The 15,560-nt window shown below is 56.7% G+C and carries 14 protein-coding genes; 6 read left to right on the top strand and 8 right to left on the bottom strand.

Annotated features, from left to right (window positions below; genetic code table 11):
• Nucleotides 1–28 precede the first annotated feature (28 nt).
• From EFR00_RS07155 to EFR00_RS07135, 5 genes are all read left to right on the top strand, one after another.
• Nucleotides 29–1,033, top strand: coding sequence for an ABC transporter permease (locus tag EFR00_RS07155; protein WP_040111397.1), 1,005 nt, complete (start codon nt 29–31; stop codon nt 1,031–1,033).
• 2 nt (nt 1,034–1,035) lie between these two features.
• Nucleotides 1,036–1,893 carry an ABC transporter permease gene (locus tag EFR00_RS07150; protein WP_077989724.1) on the top strand — a complete coding sequence of 286 codons (858 nt, stop codon included), beginning with the start codon at nt 1,036–1,038 and terminating at the stop codon, nt 1,891–1,893.
• A 1-nt stretch (nt 1,894) separates the two neighbouring features.
• Nucleotides 1,895–2,884, top strand: a complete 990-nt coding sequence (locus EFR00_RS07145) for an ABC transporter ATP-binding protein (protein ID WP_077989725.1) — start codon at nt 1,895–1,897, stop codon at nt 2,882–2,884.
• A 47-nt stretch (nt 2,885–2,931) separates the two neighbouring features.
• On the top strand, nt 2,932–3,690 hold the full coding sequence (locus EFR00_RS07140) for an ABC transporter ATP-binding protein (protein ID WP_077989782.1): 759 nt from the start codon (nt 2,932–2,934) through the stop codon (nt 3,688–3,690).
• Between the two features lie 572 nt (nt 3,691–4,262).
• Nucleotides 4,263–4,964, top strand: coding sequence for a DUF2971 domain-containing protein (locus tag EFR00_RS07135; RefSeq protein ID WP_020923070.1), 702 nt, complete (start codon nt 4,263–4,265; stop codon nt 4,962–4,964).
• 126 nt (nt 4,965–5,090) lie between these two features.
• Here EFR00_RS07135 and EFR00_RS07130 read toward each other — a convergent pair whose 3' ends face one another.
• The 8 genes from EFR00_RS07130 to EFR00_RS07095 form a co-directional block, all read right to left on the bottom strand.
• Entirely contained in the window at nt 5,091–6,455 is a 1,365-nt protein-coding gene (locus tag EFR00_RS07130) for a PIN domain-containing protein (protein ID WP_077989726.1), read from the bottom strand.
• A 44-nt stretch (nt 6,456–6,499) separates the two neighbouring features.
• On the bottom strand, nt 6,500–7,084 hold the full coding sequence (locus EFR00_RS07125) for a hypothetical protein (RefSeq protein WP_077989727.1): 585 nt from the start codon (nt 7,082–7,084) through the stop codon (nt 6,500–6,502).
• Entirely contained in the window at nt 7,065–7,637 is a 573-nt protein-coding gene (locus EFR00_RS07120) for a hypothetical protein (RefSeq protein WP_041679066.1), read from the bottom strand. The genes EFR00_RS07125 and EFR00_RS07120 overlap by 20 nt, the downstream gene beginning before the upstream one ends.
• Nucleotides 7,638–7,946: 309 nt before the next feature.
• Nucleotides 7,947–9,791, bottom strand: a complete 1,845-nt coding sequence (locus EFR00_RS07115) for an ATP-binding protein (RefSeq protein ID WP_077989728.1) — start codon at nt 9,789–9,791, stop codon at nt 7,947–7,949.
• A 52-nt stretch (nt 9,792–9,843) separates the two neighbouring features.
• Nucleotides 9,844–10,350, bottom strand: a complete 507-nt coding sequence (locus EFR00_RS07110; protein WP_051252118.1) for an ABC-three component system middle component 5 — start codon at nt 10,348–10,350, stop codon at nt 9,844–9,846.
• Nucleotides 10,347–11,546 (bottom strand): ABC-three component system protein, encoded by a 1,200-nt coding sequence (locus tag EFR00_RS07105; protein WP_077989729.1) that lies wholly within the window; start codon nt 11,544–11,546, stop codon nt 10,347–10,349. The genes EFR00_RS07110 and EFR00_RS07105 overlap by 4 nt, the downstream gene beginning before the upstream one ends.
• Before the next feature lie 487 nt (nt 11,547–12,033).
• A complete protein-coding gene (locus EFR00_RS07100) occupies nt 12,034–12,864 on the bottom strand; it encodes a GGDEF domain-containing protein (RefSeq protein WP_089152696.1) in 831 nt (276 codons plus the stop codon).
• Between the two features lie 23 nt (nt 12,865–12,887).
• Nucleotides 12,888–13,814, bottom strand: coding sequence for an AraC family transcriptional regulator (locus EFR00_RS07095; protein ID WP_077989731.1), 927 nt, complete (start codon nt 13,812–13,814; stop codon nt 12,888–12,890).
• Between the two features lie 243 nt (nt 13,815–14,057).
• On the opposite strand from EFR00_RS07095, the gene EFR00_RS07090 reads away from it, so the two are divergent.
• Nucleotides 14,058–15,488 carry an extracellular solute-binding protein gene (locus EFR00_RS07090; RefSeq protein WP_077989732.1) on the top strand — a complete coding sequence of 477 codons (1,431 nt, stop codon included), beginning with the start codon at nt 14,058–14,060 and terminating at the stop codon, nt 15,486–15,488.
• The last annotated feature ends 72 nt before the right edge of the window (nt 15,489–15,560 follow it).

Below are 15,560 nucleotides of genomic sequence, written 5' to 3'. Positions count from 1 at the left end.
AAAGGAAGCAGAGAGGAAGCTCCGCCTTATGACGCCCTATCTGATCTTTGTGCTGAAGCGGTTTGGTCAGTTCCTGCTCGTCGTCTTTCTCGGCGTGACGATCACCTTCTTCGTCACCCACCTGACCCCGATCGATCCGGTCGAAGAAAGCATAGGCGCCATCACGCAGATGGGTCAGTCCGATCCGAACGCGATCGAGCTGATGCGCCAGTCGCTGCGTGAACTATATGGAATGCAGGGTTCGATCTGGCAGCAATATCTGAATTTCTGGCTGCGGCTTGCGACCGGCGATCTCGGCCCCTCGCTCTCGGCCTTTCCGACCCCCGTTTCGACAATCATCCTGCGCTCGCTCCCCTGGACGATCGGGCTGATGACGGTCTCGACGCTGATCACCTTCGTGCTCGGCAACGCGATCGGCGCCCTTGCCGGCTATTACCGCAAGAACATGGTGCTGAAGGCCGTCAGCCTCGTCTTCATCGCGCTGCTGCCCATCCCCTATTATATCCTCGCCTTCGTGCTTCTCATCGTCTTCGGCTTCATCTGGCCGGTGCTGCCGATCAATGGCGGCTACGAGATGAACGCCAATCTGGACCTCTCCTTCGCGCTCGTCCTCGATATCCTCAAACACTCCATCCTGCCGGCCCTGTCGCTGATCCTTGTCGGCGCCGGCAGCTGGCTGATCGGCATGCGGGCGCTGGTTTCCAACATCATTACCGACGACTATGTCGTCTTCGCCGAGCTCGGCGGCGTGCCGAAGGGCAAGATCCTGCGCTCCTACATCGCCCGCAATGCGATGGTGCCGCAATTCACCGGCCTTGCCATGTCGCTCGGCGCGATTTTCAACGGCACCGTCATCACCGAAATCGTCTTCGGCTATCCCGGCATCGGCAATCTGCTGATCGAAGCGGTGCATGCCGGCGACTACAGCCTGGTGCTCGGCCTCAGCGCGCTCTCGATCGTCGGCGTCGCCGCCGCGGTCTTCATCATCGACGTGCTGAGCCCGCTGATCGATCCGCGCATCAAGGTGGAATAGCCATGTTTACCATCATCCGTGACCTCTCGCGCCACAACATGGAATTCCTCTGTGGCCTGCTGCTCTTCGCCGTCATCGTCGGCCTGGTGATCCTGTCCTATTTCTCGCCCTATGGCGCGACCGACATCTATCTGCTGCCGCCCGACATGCCGCCGGACGGCGAATATTGGCTCGGCACGACCTCGCGCGGCCAGGACGTGTTCTGGCAGCTGACGATCGGGCTGCGCAACACGCTCTATTTCGGCATCGGCGTCGCCTTTCTCTCGCGCATCATCTCGCTGGTCGTCGGCCTCGTCGCCGGTTATGCCGGCGGCGCTGTCGACCGGGTGCTGATGGCGATCAACGACAGTGTCATGGTGATCCCGCAATTTCCGCTGCTGATCCTTTTCTATTTCGTGCTGAAGGACAACATGACCTGGGTGGCGCTGATCGTCATCATGGCCTCGCTCGGCTGGTCCTATGATGCGCGTCTCATCCGCTCGGTGGCGCTCGGCCTGAAGAGCCGGCCCTTTACCACCCAGAGCGTCTATTCCGGCATGACGATGCGCAAGATCCTGGTCGAGGAGCACCTGCCCTATGTGCTGCCGATCGTCTTTGCCACGACGATGAACAACATGATCTGGTCGATCGGCATGGAGATCACGCTTTCGGTGCTCGGTTTCACCGATATCGAGACCCCGACCATGGGCATGATGATCTACTGGGCCAATGCGCATTCGGCGCTGATCTCGGGCATCTGGTGGTGGGTCGCCGCCCCCGTCGCCGTCATCGTCATTCTCTTCCTGGCGCTCTTCCTGCTGTCCATGTCGATGAACGAATACAATGATCCGCGCAGCCGGCTGAACCGGATGGGAAGTTAGCATGGAGAATCTGGTCGAAATCGACAATCTGAAAGCCTATTACCGCGCCTTCCTCTATGGCGTCGATCGCGAGGTGCGGGCCGTCGACGATATCAGCCTGACGATCCGCCGCGGCGAGGTCTATGGCGTCGCCGGTGAATCGAGCAGCGGCAAGACGACGCTGATCAAGACCATTGCCGGCGCCATCCGGCCGCCGCTCCGGGTCGTGTCGGGCAATGTCAAATTCCACTTCGGCGGCGGCACCCAGGACCTCTACGCGATGACGCCGGAGGAGCGCATGGCGCTGCGCTGGCGCCATCTTTCCTATATCATGCAGGGCTCGATGAACGTGCTCAATCCGGTGCGCCGGATCCGCCATTCCTTCACCGACTTCGCCTTCCGCCACATGACGGTGAGCAAGAGCATCTTCTTCGAAAAGGTCGCCGCCCACCTGCAGAGGCTGAAACTCGACCCGCAGCTGCTCGACGCCTATCCGCACGAACTCTCCGGCGGCATGCGCCAGCGCATGACCATTGCGCTCGCCACCATCCTGACGCCGGAATTCATCATCGCCGACGAGCCGACGACCGCGCTCGACGTGATCGTGCAGCGCGACGTGCTGACCATGATCCGCGACATCCAGCGCGAGATGGGCTCATCCTTCCTGTTCGTCACCCATGACATGGGCGTGCATGCGACGGTCTCCGACCGCATCGGCATCGTCTATGCCGGGCGGCTTGTCGAGGAGGCGCCGACGCCGAAGCTCTTCAGCCTGCCGCTCCACCCTTATACACAGCATCTCGTCGGCAGCCTGCCGAAGATCGGCGACCCGACGACGCGGCCGTCGCTGGAGGGGCGCCCGCCGAACCTCGCCATGCCGCCGGAAGGCTGCCGGTTTCACCCGCGCTGCCCGAAGCGGATGGATATCTGCTCGCAGAAGGTGCCGCCGCTCGTCACCGTCGAGCCTGGGCGGCGCGTGGCCTGTTTTGCAGTTACGGGAGATCAGGTTTGACTCTGCTTAGCCTCTCGCATGTGACGAAAATCTACCGCCAGGGCGGCATGCTCGGCCGGCGCCTGATCACCGCGGTCAAGGATGTCAGCTTCGAGATCGGCGACGAGCCGGAGATCCTGTCGATCGTCGGCGAATCCGGCTCGGGCAAATCGACGGTGGCGGCGATGATCCTCGGCCAGGTCGAACCGACCGAAGGCGAGCTGCAATTTGCCGGCAAGACCGTGGCGATCCACAGCCGGGCCGAACGCACGGCCTTCATGAAGGAGGTGCAGCCGGTGCTGCAGAACCCCTTCGAAGCCTTCAATCCGCTGAAGCGGGTGGACCGCTACCTCTTCGAGACCGCCCGCAACTTCTCCGCCTCCGGCAACCGGCCGGACCGGCGGGAGGTGGAGAAGATGGCCGATACCGCCCTCCACCATGTCGGCCTGACGCTGGAAGAGGTGAAGGGCCGCTTCCCCCACGAGCTCTCCGGCGGCCAGCTCCAGCGCGTCGCCATCGCCCGCGCGCTGATCCCCGAGCCGCGCTTGCTGGTGGCCGACGAACCGGTCTCGATGGTCGATGCGTCGCTACGCATGGCGATCGTCAACCTCTTCGGCCGGCTGAAAAACGAGCTCGGGCTTTCGATCATCTACATCACGCATGATCTGGCGACGGCTTATTACGTCAGCGACAATATTATCATCATGCGCAAGGGGGAGATTGTTGAACGGGGGCGGGCGCGAGCAGTGTTGGATGATCCGCAGCATGCGTATTCGCGGGCGCTGAAGGATGCGGTGCTGGCGGCGGAGTTTAGTGAGACGGTGTGAGTCGTGTGAGGAGAGGGGGTGGGCGCGAGCGCAGTGGGCGACGGAAAAGGGTGTTCATTCGTTCAAGTCAAGTAATCACAGCGACCGACAATTCGGCAGCCCTCGCAAGATCGACCCGCGGCCCTTGTCCTTCAATGCGACTAAATCACTGGTTATTGTGCGCTCTGTAGAATTTCAGAGGGTTAAGCGAATACAGAGCTCACAAGAGAAAACCCGTAGACCAAGGTGCAGGGAAATTTCAGAGCGAATATCGAGTTGAGATTTCCACGATACAGTGGTCGCGGGCGGGCGCCTATCAATCAAACGCGGCTCGCTGCCCAGCCCTACCTCCAGCCGCTTAAGAGTAGCCAGCGCATGGCGCGCGGATTTGCGGGTAATGCGCCGCAGGCGCTCAATGAAGCTAAACAGCGGCCTTCTAACAATGTTTGTCAAGGGACACTACAACGGCGCGCCGGCTGGCGAGATTGCCACTCAACGGAGAATACTATTCGCCCGCCAACCCGCCCGCGAGGTTAAGTTGAGGCAAGGTGGCCACGCTACCACGACAATGACGGTAAACGAGGCGGCAGATCATGGCAACAATCGAAACATATGCGCGGCCAACATGGCTTTATCGATATCGCTCCATTGGCGCCGGATTGTTGAAAGGCACCAAGGATGGTGCAAAGAAATTCGATGAGGAAATGGACGCTCTTATCAATGGATATATTTTCTGTGCTGAGTTCACGAAAATGAACGACCCGATGGAAGGTGTCTATAAATCCAGCCGAAAAGCATCTGAACATCCCGAATATGACGCATTCGTTGAACAACTCCGCAATGAAAAACTCGGATTGGGAATCGCTTCCTTTTCGGAAACCTGGAACAATCAACCTATGTGGGCACATTATGCCGATGGCTTCCACGGGATATGTGTATGTTACGCAATGTCGAGCCTGTTGAACGGGCTTGCCCAAGCAAATACCTTCTCTCGCGTAGCCTACGGTGACAAACCCCACTATCTTAATCTGCGGGCGCTTGAAGATGACCGCGCCCGCGCTCGCGCTGTCTTGTCTACGAAGCACCTAAACTGGTCGTACGAACGGGAATGGCGGCTTTTCTCTAGTCGAAAGGGAAAGGCAGCGCACGGGCCGGACGCGATCAAATCGATATACCTGGGAACAAGGATTCCCGAAGACATTCGAGACCGGATCTGTGCAAACCTACAGCCGTTGCACATCGAGATCCATCGAACGAAAATCAATGGCTATAAGGTGGTCAAACCGGAGAGCTGATCATAGTGGTTGCCGCGACGGCAAACTTGCCCAACCACTTCGTCCGACAACGCTACCGCCAGGATAAAGGGAAACAGGAGCTGCAAATCTCGCCAACTAGATCGAGCAATCTGGGCCACGCGAGCGTCAGAGATAGGCAACACTCGCTGCTGGGAGAACCGCTTCCACGCGCTCAAGATCGGCAAAAGTCCACTCCTTTTCCGCCGGCTCGATCCTCACCCGAAATTCCTTCGTGACGGGCTCATCAAGGTCCCTGGCTTCAAGATCGAATGTCAGCGTCAGATCAAGCGGGAGCACTCCTTCCGGGACAACAGCAATTTTGTCCGCATGACTTTTACCAACCCGGAACTCCCGGTTCGACAAGTTGGCTACACGGGGGTTTTTTTCATCGGGGACTATGTCCCATTGAAACGTGACCGCGCCGGGATACCTAATCTTTTGCAGCGCCATCCATGGTCTACCACCAAACCTAATGCGCGGATGTCTGGACTCGCCGAGCTGGGGCGGATCAGGAAATTTCAGCTCGAACTTGTCTAGGTCGTCCTGGTCCTCATCGTGATCGGCTTCCTCCTCGTACACATATAGACGTGCATCTCCTTTTAGGCGGATGGCAACGTCGGCGTTGGTTAGTGTCACCCGTCCGATGTTGATGATTTCGAACGGAATTTCGAGGGCAAGGGGTATGACGTTTAACTTTTCGTGAATTTCCGCTGCGTGCCGCTTCACCCTTTCAACGAAATTGGCATAGGCGGCCTCGTACACCGTCCAGTCAGCCAGCTTTGCCTTCCTGACCCCAAGAACTGCAGCAGCGCTATTCTCTGCCGGCCTTTTCAGCTTTGGATGTAAATCGAGGATCCTGCGGACAAGGTCCGCCTGTTGCTCCTCGGGCATCGGGCCCAGAAGGGGCCTTTGCAAGACAATCGGATCAGAAGGGCACCCGAGCTTCAACATCATCTTCGGACGATTATCCTCAAGCGTCCTGACTCTTCCGGTAAGCTCTCGAACCTTCTTTTGTTCGGGCGTTTCTTCCGCCGGAAGGCGAAAGGACGGCGGTGGCTGGATTGCAGTGACTCCGTATTTGGACGCCTTGATCCGCGGGCCGCTATCGTCCGAAACGAGAATCGCGTCTCCTTCTTCGATCACATGTGCTACCAAGCGGTCGTCGGGGTCATTCTGGTCCAGGACATGGTAATCATCCCAATTGTGAGCTCGCGGGAAAGCCAACTCAAGCGTCACACGGTAAGGGTTCTCTCGAAGGACCCGTTCACTCACTCGCGAGGCCTCATCAATAAGCTGTAGCGCCATCCGCGCCCGCTTCCGGCGGCGTTCCGTGCGATCAGTCTTGAGCTTGTCGAGCTCCTTCACTACATGGATTGAAACAAGGATGCGGATTTCCTTTGCCCGAGGAAGCACCGCGTGCCAATCCAGCGAATGAAGATCTTTCATCTCGATGAAAATGTTAGCATCTATAAAAACTCGCACAATGTCCACTTCGCACCTTCCGTGACCAATTTTCTGACGTGACTGACGGTGTCCTACGTCACTTGAAAATTACCGATTTCGCGCATCCGCGAGACGACATCGGACGCCGCCTTTTGCGCCTCGGCTCTGGTCAACCCGGATTTACGCAATTGACCGAAAACGCTCTTCAGGTAAATTTTCTCCCAATAGGAGCGAAAGCCGGTGTCCGGAATTTCAACGATCACTTTCGGCACCTCGAGGTCATGGAGCAACTTGTCGCCAGGTTTGCCTGGTTGAAGGTAAACGGCGCCAGCAGTTAGTATCTGATCAACCAATGCCCCCTGCTTTGTGATCTCGAATTCAATAATCGCGATGCGCTCGGCCGGCCTCAAAAAACGCAAGAATAAGGCAATGTGATCTAATCGCCCCTCTAACGCTCCCCACTGTACCGTAACGTCTCCCTCGACGAAGTTTTGATGCACGCGAACAAGCTCAGCGAGATCCGGCCGTTCAGTCGTGTCCAAGATTAGCAGCGGTATCAGCTTGCCATTGACCCGGCCAGCCGTGGCAATCACAGGGTCCGCGACAACTTTTACGATTTTTCCTTGATCAAACGTCTTAATATCTATCCTTGTATATTTACGCCGACCCAACCTCATCCCGGTACTCCTGCATCAGATTTGGTGCGATTGTCGTTTTTGCTTCGTGCGTGTCAGTGATTTCCAGCTCGTAACCGTCGATCGCCATACCTGAAAGGAGGTCTACTGGCGCCCTGAAGTGCAACCATCCTGAAACTACCTCGTGGGCTGGGACTTTGACCGGAAGCGACAGCATGTCGTCCTGTCCTCGGACAAAGCTCCCCGCGGCATCGCGATTGGCCGGAAGCTTCAGCGTCATGAGGACACGCTCCTTCGTGAGATAACGAACAGCCAGTTCGGCATTCGCGATGGCATTATTAGTGTCGCTCGGATTTCGTACTTGGACAAGAAGGCTGAACGCGCGGCCCGATCCATCGGTCTTTTGGAAGCCATGGCTCAGGTAGCACGTCAGCGCGGGGACTTTTCGGGCGTCCTGCTTGAGAGCGAGCCTCCTGTTTTGCCACGTGATGTATGCATTGAAAAGACCGAGAGCCAAGCTTGCAATGCTGAGCAAAAGACCTAGCATCGCAATAATTTTTGTAAAATCAAAGGCTCCAAAAGATAATCCGGCCATTAATGTCCTCCTTCGAAACCTTGTTAGATCTCAGTCGAGGATTGCAAGCTACCCCTCGTCGCAGTCGTCGTTTTGAAGGTGGTTTTGTTCATGCGAAGTTTCAACTCGCTCCTATGCCCCCGATATTGGACTCGACGAATGTCGCTGTATGTCAAAAGGGCAAATCGACAACGGCCAAGGCCCAATCATCTCGATCTTCATCGGCTCCAGTTGGGAAGCTTAGAGTTAATCAGTATGTCGTTAGAATCCGGCGAGCGCCAACCAAGGGGGAGGCATCTTACGTCCGTAGCGGTTCTGCGTTCGAGACAGTTAAATATTCGCCAACGTCTTCATTTCCCGCGTATAGTGAGGCCCAACGGTCAGTTTGCTCTGTTCGAGCGCTGGGTCTGGCATCGATGTCGTAAAGATTATTTGATGAGGAAACTTGGCGTTCTTCGATTCCTCTATCAGCATCTTTTGGTAGTTGTGGCTTCGTATTTGCTCCATCCCCTTGTCTTCGATGTTGTCCATCAGGAGAAATTTCGGATGCCAGAACTCGGCATCGTAGGAGGCAGCAAGCAGCAACGACAGGATGGACGTGTTCTTAAGAACGACGTTGCTGCTTTCAGCAAAATTCATCTTGCCGTCCACCAACATGGCGTCATCGCCAAAGTTGATCGAAAATGTGGTCGGATTCTCGAAGGCCTCCTGACGTTTCAGGTCGTTTTTCAGGACGCGCTTGCCGATCGTGCTGACCAGGTTCATCGCTTTCTCAACACGCGCGGTGGAGGACGCGTCTAGCCGCTTTATTTTCGCTTCTAGGATCGTTATGTCGCTATTGAGCTTTGCCCGCTGAGTCGAGAGCTCATCAATCCGTTGCAAGGTCGCACGCAGTTCTTCCATGTATTCGGCTTCTCGTTCGAGACCACCAAGCAATTTGTGCCGCTCTGCAAGATAGCTCTCGCGTGGGGAGTTGCTGACGTCGTAGCGCGACGAAAAATCTGCCATCGTGGACGAGTAGGCCCGGCGAAGAGCCCGCGTCTCACTTTGGAGTCGATCGGTCTCGGCCGCCTTCATTGCGAGGAGCTGTCTCGATTCCCTGATTTGAAGCTCGCTATCGACCTTTAACTCAAAATACCTGGATCGGGCTTTTTCCTCGTCGATTACCTCGTTGCAGACTAAACAGTGCTGGGTATTCTTGTCCGAAAGCGGCTTCAGGCATGCGGGGCAATACTGGAATTCAATACTACCCAACCTACTGGATAAATCCTCTGCGGCACTGAGCGCGATGAGCTGTTGTTCGAGATGTTCGACGAACTGGCGGAGTTCGGCCTGCTCGTCATCAAGGTCGCTCAAACGCTGCTCCGACACTTGGAGTTCGCCGGCCAGCTTCTGCAGTCGGCGGTGCATCACTTGGCGTTCGGCGACGAACTGCTTGGTTTGATCCTCGCCAACGGCCGCATCGACATTACGAATCTCGTTCGCGATCTGCCCCTTCCGTACATTCAGTTCGCTGAGACGCGTGTCTAGGATAGCGATAGAGGTCAATCCTTCAGCGCTGGGCAACGACATGACCGCTGCTTTGTAGAGCCGGTCTTTTTCCGCGTAGTCCGTCTTCAATTCTCTGAGTTGGATCAGGCTCTCGTAGAGCTCATATCCGTTTACCCCGATGACGAGCTGCCCGACAGTCTCGCGAATCTCGCGTGTATCGAAGCTCTCGAATCGAAAGAGCTTTCCCGGCGGTGTCTGCTGATCGGCGTAAAGCAATCGCAGCAGCTGGTGCATTGTAATGTTGGAATTCGCTGCGTTTGGCGCTTCCGGAATGCCTGCCGCCCGAAACATTATTTGCGTAAACGACAAATCGAGCCCACTGGCTGGGCGACGGATCGGTACTCGCTGCCATTCGTCAATTCCTTTGTCGAGTGAGGCTTCCAGGGAGCCGTAGTAGACAAGTATCGGTTCCTGTTTGCCTCCAACAGCGCGTTGAACGGTCAGGACCGATTGTTCTGTTTCGAGCTCGATACGAACTGCCGAGCAATTCTGCGCAGCATCTTTCCAGCGATCGAATTCGCCGCCGAGCCCGTAGAAGATGAAATCGGCGATCGTGGATTTTCCCGATCCGTTTTCACCTCTGATTATGTTGACGCCACGATGGAACCACTCATCGTAGGCCACATTTTTGCCTTGGGTTATACGGACCCGCTTGAGTGCAAAAAAAGAAACCACCCTAGGTACCGATCCTTCTTAGTCCCGTCATATCGCGCAGCCCTCCCTTACCTCGGCCGATCGTGACGTAGTCTGTCACAAGGAAATTCAGGATCTTCTCTTCTCCTGGCAAAACGAGCTGATCGCCCAGCTGAAATGCGAGATGCCGACCTTCTTCACTGAGGCGGTACTGGTCCTGATTAACGAGCTCCAGCTCGACTAAGCCCTTGCCAACAAGGTTATGCAGCGCTTGAGCCTGAATGCCGCCCATTTTGTTATAGAGAATTGGCGGAGATGGATATTGAATGAAGGTCTCGTCAGGTTTTGGAACCCGTAGCGCGGTAAAAATGCGTCGAACATCGGACGTCATATGAGTAAGATGCAGAAGGCTGGGATTAACGAAATAAAAGTCGGAAACGAACAGTCGGTCCCGGTTCGGCGCCTCTACTTTCCAGTGCGACAACAGCGCCAGGTAACGCCGAGCCGTGTCGAATAAATCCAGCTGCGCATACCACATACGATACGTCATGGCTTATCCCACCTGATATGGCAGCGCTCGGTGAGAAAATAAAGAGCGTTCATAATCGTCTTTGCTGTTGCATTGTCCGAAGCGTATTTCTGACTGAGCGGGTCAACGATCTCGGTCTGGATTGCGGCGGCGACCGTTGCTTCGTCAGCACCGCTACAGATCAGCGGGTGAAAAATTAGATTTTGAAAACGTTGTTCGATATCGGCCAACAAATTTTTGTAAACGGTTGATATCGATGTTTTCAAACCTGTGCGAAGAAACGGCCGCGCAAATTTGCTCTGGGAGTCATTCGCGAAGTCATACTGGTGCTCGCGGCCCGCAGCGACCATTTTGGACATAAGGTCCCGCCGGTCACCGGGGGACGGCTCATCGAGATTGTCATCGGCAAACTCTCCACGACCGGAAGGATCAGAAGAGCATGCCGCGGGCGCCAATTTGCGTAAGCGATGCCTGATGCTGGTATAGATCAGGCTGTTGCGGTCGCTCGGCTTGCAAATATTGATGTGATCAGCGTCGATCGGGATCGGCATCGCTCCATTGACGCCCGGATCCGCGCTTCTCTCATCAACGACAAGGAACGTTTTCTTGGTGAGATGTTTTTCGTGGTAGACGGCAACAGCCATCGACGTTCGCTGGCAATGTGCACGAAAGCTCTCGTTAAGTTCGGTTAGCTCGGCATTGTCCTTGATAAGTTTCTCGACGTGAACTGAGGTGAAACCGTGGACAAAGAATTTCAGCAAACCTGCCAAGCTGGATCCGCTATGCGGCGTGGCTATAAAGATGACGCCAACGCAGCGCTCACCAATCTTCCGCCAATCCTCGTCAGTTGATTCCCGTGCAGTCCTAAGTATCTGTTTGACCAGCAGCCCACCAAGGCTGTGGCAAATGAATATTATCGGCCGTCCGCCAAACTCGTAACTTGCTAGGGTTTCGAGCACGTTCTTGGCTCGGTCGTAAAGATTCATTTCCTTTTTCGCCCACTGGGCAAAGACGCTTGCGGGAAACCCGACTGTGTAGAGATTGAGCTGCGGCAGATCGCTGGCGAGCCAAGACGGCCAGTATCCACCTTCAGCCTCGCTCGATTCTTGATAAGTCCAAGTATCGACTGGATCCCCGGAAAGACCATGCACGAGGATTACATCGGTACTGCCGCCATTGGCTGCAATGGTAGCGAAAAAATTGGAAGTGACGGACATGGTTGAGACTCAAGTAGGCAAATTGCCTTTACAACCGTAAATTATCATCAAGATATTTCAAGTGTCCGCTATGCTAGATTCTATAAACCACGGAATTTTCCAACGCTTTGGTTAAGCTCGATAAATAGCCTAGCGTAGATGCGACTTCTCACCATGCGAGTTCCGGGCCCCGTCCTGATCGAAGTAGCTGGAAAGTGACACACAGCCGATCTGCTTTGCAGTTGTGTAGTCAACTTGGGCGGCATTCGGATGGGCACTTTGTCCTGGAGATTCTATGTTTGGCATATCACATCGCTTCTATGTTGAACGCGCATGAATCACGGGATCGACCAGCAGCCCCTCTGTCGTCACCAGCAGATCGGTCGCCTCCGTAGACGTCGGCTGCCGGCTGGCCATAGCCCTCGCAGAGGTAGGCGGCGGTGAACCTGATGGCCCTTCACACCGGGCTATCAGCAGGCGTTACCGCTCAAACCCTCCGCTGTTTGCCCTACGCCGCCCGCACCCTATCCCGACCGCCCATCTTCGCGTCATACAACGCCTGGTCCGCCCGCCGGTAAAGCTCAGAAGCACTGTCTGTCGGCACACCCGCGGCAATGCCGGCGGAACAGGTGTAGCTGAAGTCGGGCGAATCCGGCAGCGGCCGGGAGAAGCGGATCACCGTCAGCATGCGCTCGACCATGGCAAGGGCGTCCTCCGGGCCGGTGGCCGGCATGACGAGCAGGAATTCTTCGCCGCCGACCCGGCCGAAGCAATCGTTGCGGCGGACATTCTGGTGGATGCGGTGGGCGAAATCGCGCAGCACGAGATCGCCGGCGTGGTGGCCGAGCCGGTCGTTGATGCGTTTGAAATTGTCGATGTCGAAGACGGCGAGGCAGCCGCTGCTGCCATGCCGGGCGGCTTCAAGCATGTCTTCGACGCGCGCCATCACGAAGCGGCGGTTGGCGACGCCGGTGAGTTCGTCGGTGTAGGAGGCCTTGATTGCCTGGTCGCGATCCTGCCGGACAGTTCGGCCATGGACCTTGAGACGGGTAATGTCGCTGGCAATGCAGAGCATCCAGCCGTTCGTCTGCACCGCCTCGGTCATCCACAGCCAGCGGCCGTCGGCAAGATCCGTCTCGAAGGCGCGATAGCCGATCTTGCCGCGGCGCGACTGGGTGGAGCGCAGCCATTCCTCGAAATTATCGGTGCGGATGACGGTGCCGCGGCCGAGATCGAAATTGCGCCGCATCAGATCCGGCCAGAGCGGCGTTTCCTCCAGCTCGATGAAATAGGCCGAGCGGAAGGCGGAAGGAGAGAATACATCTTCCCTGCTCTTCAAATAGCATCGACTGATCGCTAGACTCACTGCACAGGCATTTGATCTGTCGCTGTCTGAGTTAACGGAACGGTTCTGCGGTTGGTGGACAGTTTCCGGTATTTTGTCGGTGTTAAGTTGTGGTGACGGAGAAACACCCGGTTGAAATTTGACAGATTGCGATAGCCGACCTCGAAGCAGATGTCGGTTATCGGCATGGAGGTATCGGTCAATAGCTGACCCGCCTTCCAGATTCGAAGCTTGTTGACGTGATCGGTGAAGCTGTGGCCGCTGTTTTTCTTGAAGAATCGCGAGAAAGCGCTGTCGCTCATGCCGACCATGCGAGCCATATCCGGCAACCGGATGTCCTCCGACAGATTGGCGAAGAGATAGGCGAAGACCTGTTGCAGGGCTTCGAGCGAACCGTAGCTCAGGTCCGGCACATAAGCCTCTGAAGACAGCGTATCGAACTCGTCAGTGTCCCGCAGCAGCGAGAGCAATGACAGGAAGGTCGAAAGCCGCACCGAGCCGGTCTGGAACTCCATGGCGAGTATCAGCGCCTCCGCCTGTTCCCGCGCCCGGCCCTTGAAGGAGAGCCCCCGCTTTGCGCGGGCGAGAAAGTCACGCAGCCCCGCCAGTTCCGGCAGGAAGGCCGAAGCCTGCTCCAGCTTGGCCGGCAGAAACTGGATGACGATGTCACGTCCTGGAATGCGCTCATCCGGTCCGAGCGGCGTCACCCAGTCGTGCGGCAGGTTGCTGCCGATGACGGAAATATGGCCCGGCGTGAACGCGCCGACGTGATCGCCTGCAAGCAGGACGCCGCTGGCGTTGGCAATGTAGTGGATCTCCACCTCCGGGTGGAAATTCCAGACGTTGCGCTCCCACGGATAGTCGTCGCGGCGCCAGAGGAACGACTCGTCCGCGCCGGTCAAGACATATTCAAATCTCGCGACCGTCGGCGAAACAACTGACATTGCGGACATCCTCCAGTGCTTCCCGCGATGCTCGCTGCGCTGACAATCAATATTGGATTGTGCAACGCACACAACATTTCATGGATATTTTCGGCATTTCGCGCATGAAAGTATCAGTATCGCGCAACGGCCGCGCTTGTGTCCACCCGTTCTTTCTACAAATATTGTGGTCCGTTGAGCGTGTCGGAGGAGAGTTTAGCACGCACAACCGGACCGATTCTGCGATCCAAATGGAGGAGAACAATGAACAGTTTCGTCAAAGCCGTGGGCGTCGGCTTCATTTCGCTTGGCCTTTGGAGCTCGACCGCCCTTGCTCAGGATTCCTGGTGGAAGACTGCCGCCCAGCCCTATCAGGGCGCGACCATCCGGGGCATCTCGGAATCGACCCCAGCGTCGAAATATGTCGAGCAGGTGCTCGGTCCCAAATTCACCGAAGAGACCGGCATCAAGGTCGAATTCGAGGCGACGTCCTGGGACCAGATGTACGACAAGGCGATCAAGGACATGGAGGCCAATACCGGCATCTATGACTTCGTCTATATCGAGCAGGACATCGTCTATACGTATCTGGCCCGCAACTTCCTGGTCGATATCACCAAGTCGCTCGCCGATAATGCGAAGATCGCTTCGCCGGACTTCAAGCCGGAGAATTTCACAACTTTCCTGAACTATTTCAAGGATCCGAAGTCGGGCAATGTCATGGGCGTCCCCATGGAAGCATTCATCAAGCCTTACCTCTACCGCAAGGATCTCTTCGATGATCCGGCGATCCAGAAAGCCTACAAGGATTCCACCGGTGCGGATCTGAAGCCCGCGACGACGCATGAAGAGTATACCCAGATCGCCAAGTTCTTCACCGAATACGGCGCAGACAAGGAACTCTGGGGAACCACCGTACAGGCCTCGTCGAGCCACCCCGCCGCCTTCTACGAATTCTTCGAGTCGGTCGCGCCGACCTTCGGCGTGTACAACTGGGGCATCGATGGCAAGACCTTCGCGGCCACCGAAGCCAACGGCGGCCAGATGAACTCCGCCGCCGCGAAAAAGGCACTCAACTACTGGGTCGGCCTGCTGAAATACGCGCCGCCGGAATCGACATCGTCCACCTGGGACGAGGTTGCCGGGACATTTGCCGCCGGCCGCGCAGCCCAAGGCCTCGTCTACGGTGAAAACGCTGCCTGGATCGCTACCGACGAAAGCAAATCGACGGTCGTCGGCAAGGTGGGCGTGTCATTGCCCCCGGTCGAGGCGGGTGTCATGGAAGCAGCCGAATCCGGCAAAGGATATATCGGCTATTACGATGGTGGCGCGTTCGGCATCCCGCATTCGTCCAAGAACAAGGACGCGTCGCTGCTGTTCCTGCAGTATATCGGGCAGGCTTCAGTGCAGACCGACTGGGCGCTGGCCGGCTCCCGCATCGTCATGAACTCGACCTACGACGATCCCAAGATCGTCGATCAGGACAAGAAGATGAACGGCTATTACACGCTGATGCGTGAGGACGGAAAGCTGTTCGCCGGAGCTCCGCCGTTCCCGTTCCACGCGCAAGTTCTGCAGGTTGTCGCGCCGTTCATCTACAAAGCGATCGTCGGTGAGATCAAGCCGGACGATGCGCTGGACCAGGCCGCCCCCGCAGCCGAAGCTGAACTCGTGAAGCTCGGCTACCGCAAGTAAAGACCGCACCTCCCAAGCGGTTGGCGGCCGCCTTCAGCAAGGTGGCCGCCCCTTTCCTGACTGCGGTTTGCG

This window comes from Rhizobium sophoriradicis (assembly GCF_003939025.1).
GTDB lineage: Bacteria > Pseudomonadota > Alphaproteobacteria > Rhizobiales > Rhizobiaceae > Rhizobium > Rhizobium sophoriradicis.
The sequence above is the reverse complement of the archived record's forward strand: the minus strand, read 5'-3'. Positions and strand labels throughout refer to the sequence as shown.

Excerpts from the sequence above, each read along its gene's own strand:
- EFR00_RS07135 (WP_020923070.1), top strand. The coding sequence starts at position 4,263 with ATGGCAACAATCGAAACATATGCGCGGCCAACATGGCTTTATCGATAT.
- EFR00_RS07120 (WP_041679066.1), bottom strand. The coding sequence starts at position 7,637 with ATGGCCGGATTATCTTTTGGAGCCTTTGATTTTACAAAAATTATTGCG.
- EFR00_RS07110 (WP_051252118.1), bottom strand. The coding sequence starts at position 10,350 with ATGACGTATCGTATGTGGTATGCGCAGCTGGATTTATTCGACACGGCT.
- EFR00_RS07150 (WP_077989724.1), top strand. The coding sequence starts at position 1,036 with ATGTTTACCATCATCCGTGACCTCTCGCGCCACAACATGGAATTCCTC.
- EFR00_RS07090 (WP_077989732.1), top strand. The coding sequence starts at position 14,058 with ATGAACAGTTTCGTCAAAGCCGTGGGCGTCGGCTTCATTTCGCTTGGC.
- EFR00_RS07145 (WP_077989725.1), top strand. The coding sequence starts at position 1,895 with ATGGAGAATCTGGTCGAAATCGACAATCTGAAAGCCTATTACCGCGCC.
- EFR00_RS07125 (WP_077989727.1), bottom strand. The coding sequence starts at position 7,084 with ATGAGGTTGGGTCGGCGTAAATATACAAGGATAGATATTAAGACGTTT.
- EFR00_RS07140 (WP_077989782.1), top strand. The coding sequence starts at position 2,932 with ATGCTCGGCCGGCGCCTGATCACCGCGGTCAAGGATGTCAGCTTCGAG.
- EFR00_RS07095 (WP_077989731.1), bottom strand. The coding sequence starts at position 13,814 with ATGTCAGTTGTTTCGCCGACGGTCGCGAGATTTGAATATGTCTTGACC.
- EFR00_RS07155 (WP_040111397.1), top strand. The coding sequence starts at position 29 with ATGACGCCCTATCTGATCTTTGTGCTGAAGCGGTTTGGTCAGTTCCTG.
- EFR00_RS07105 (WP_077989729.1), bottom strand. The coding sequence starts at position 11,546 with ATGTCCGTCACTTCCAATTTTTTCGCTACCATTGCAGCCAATGGCGGC.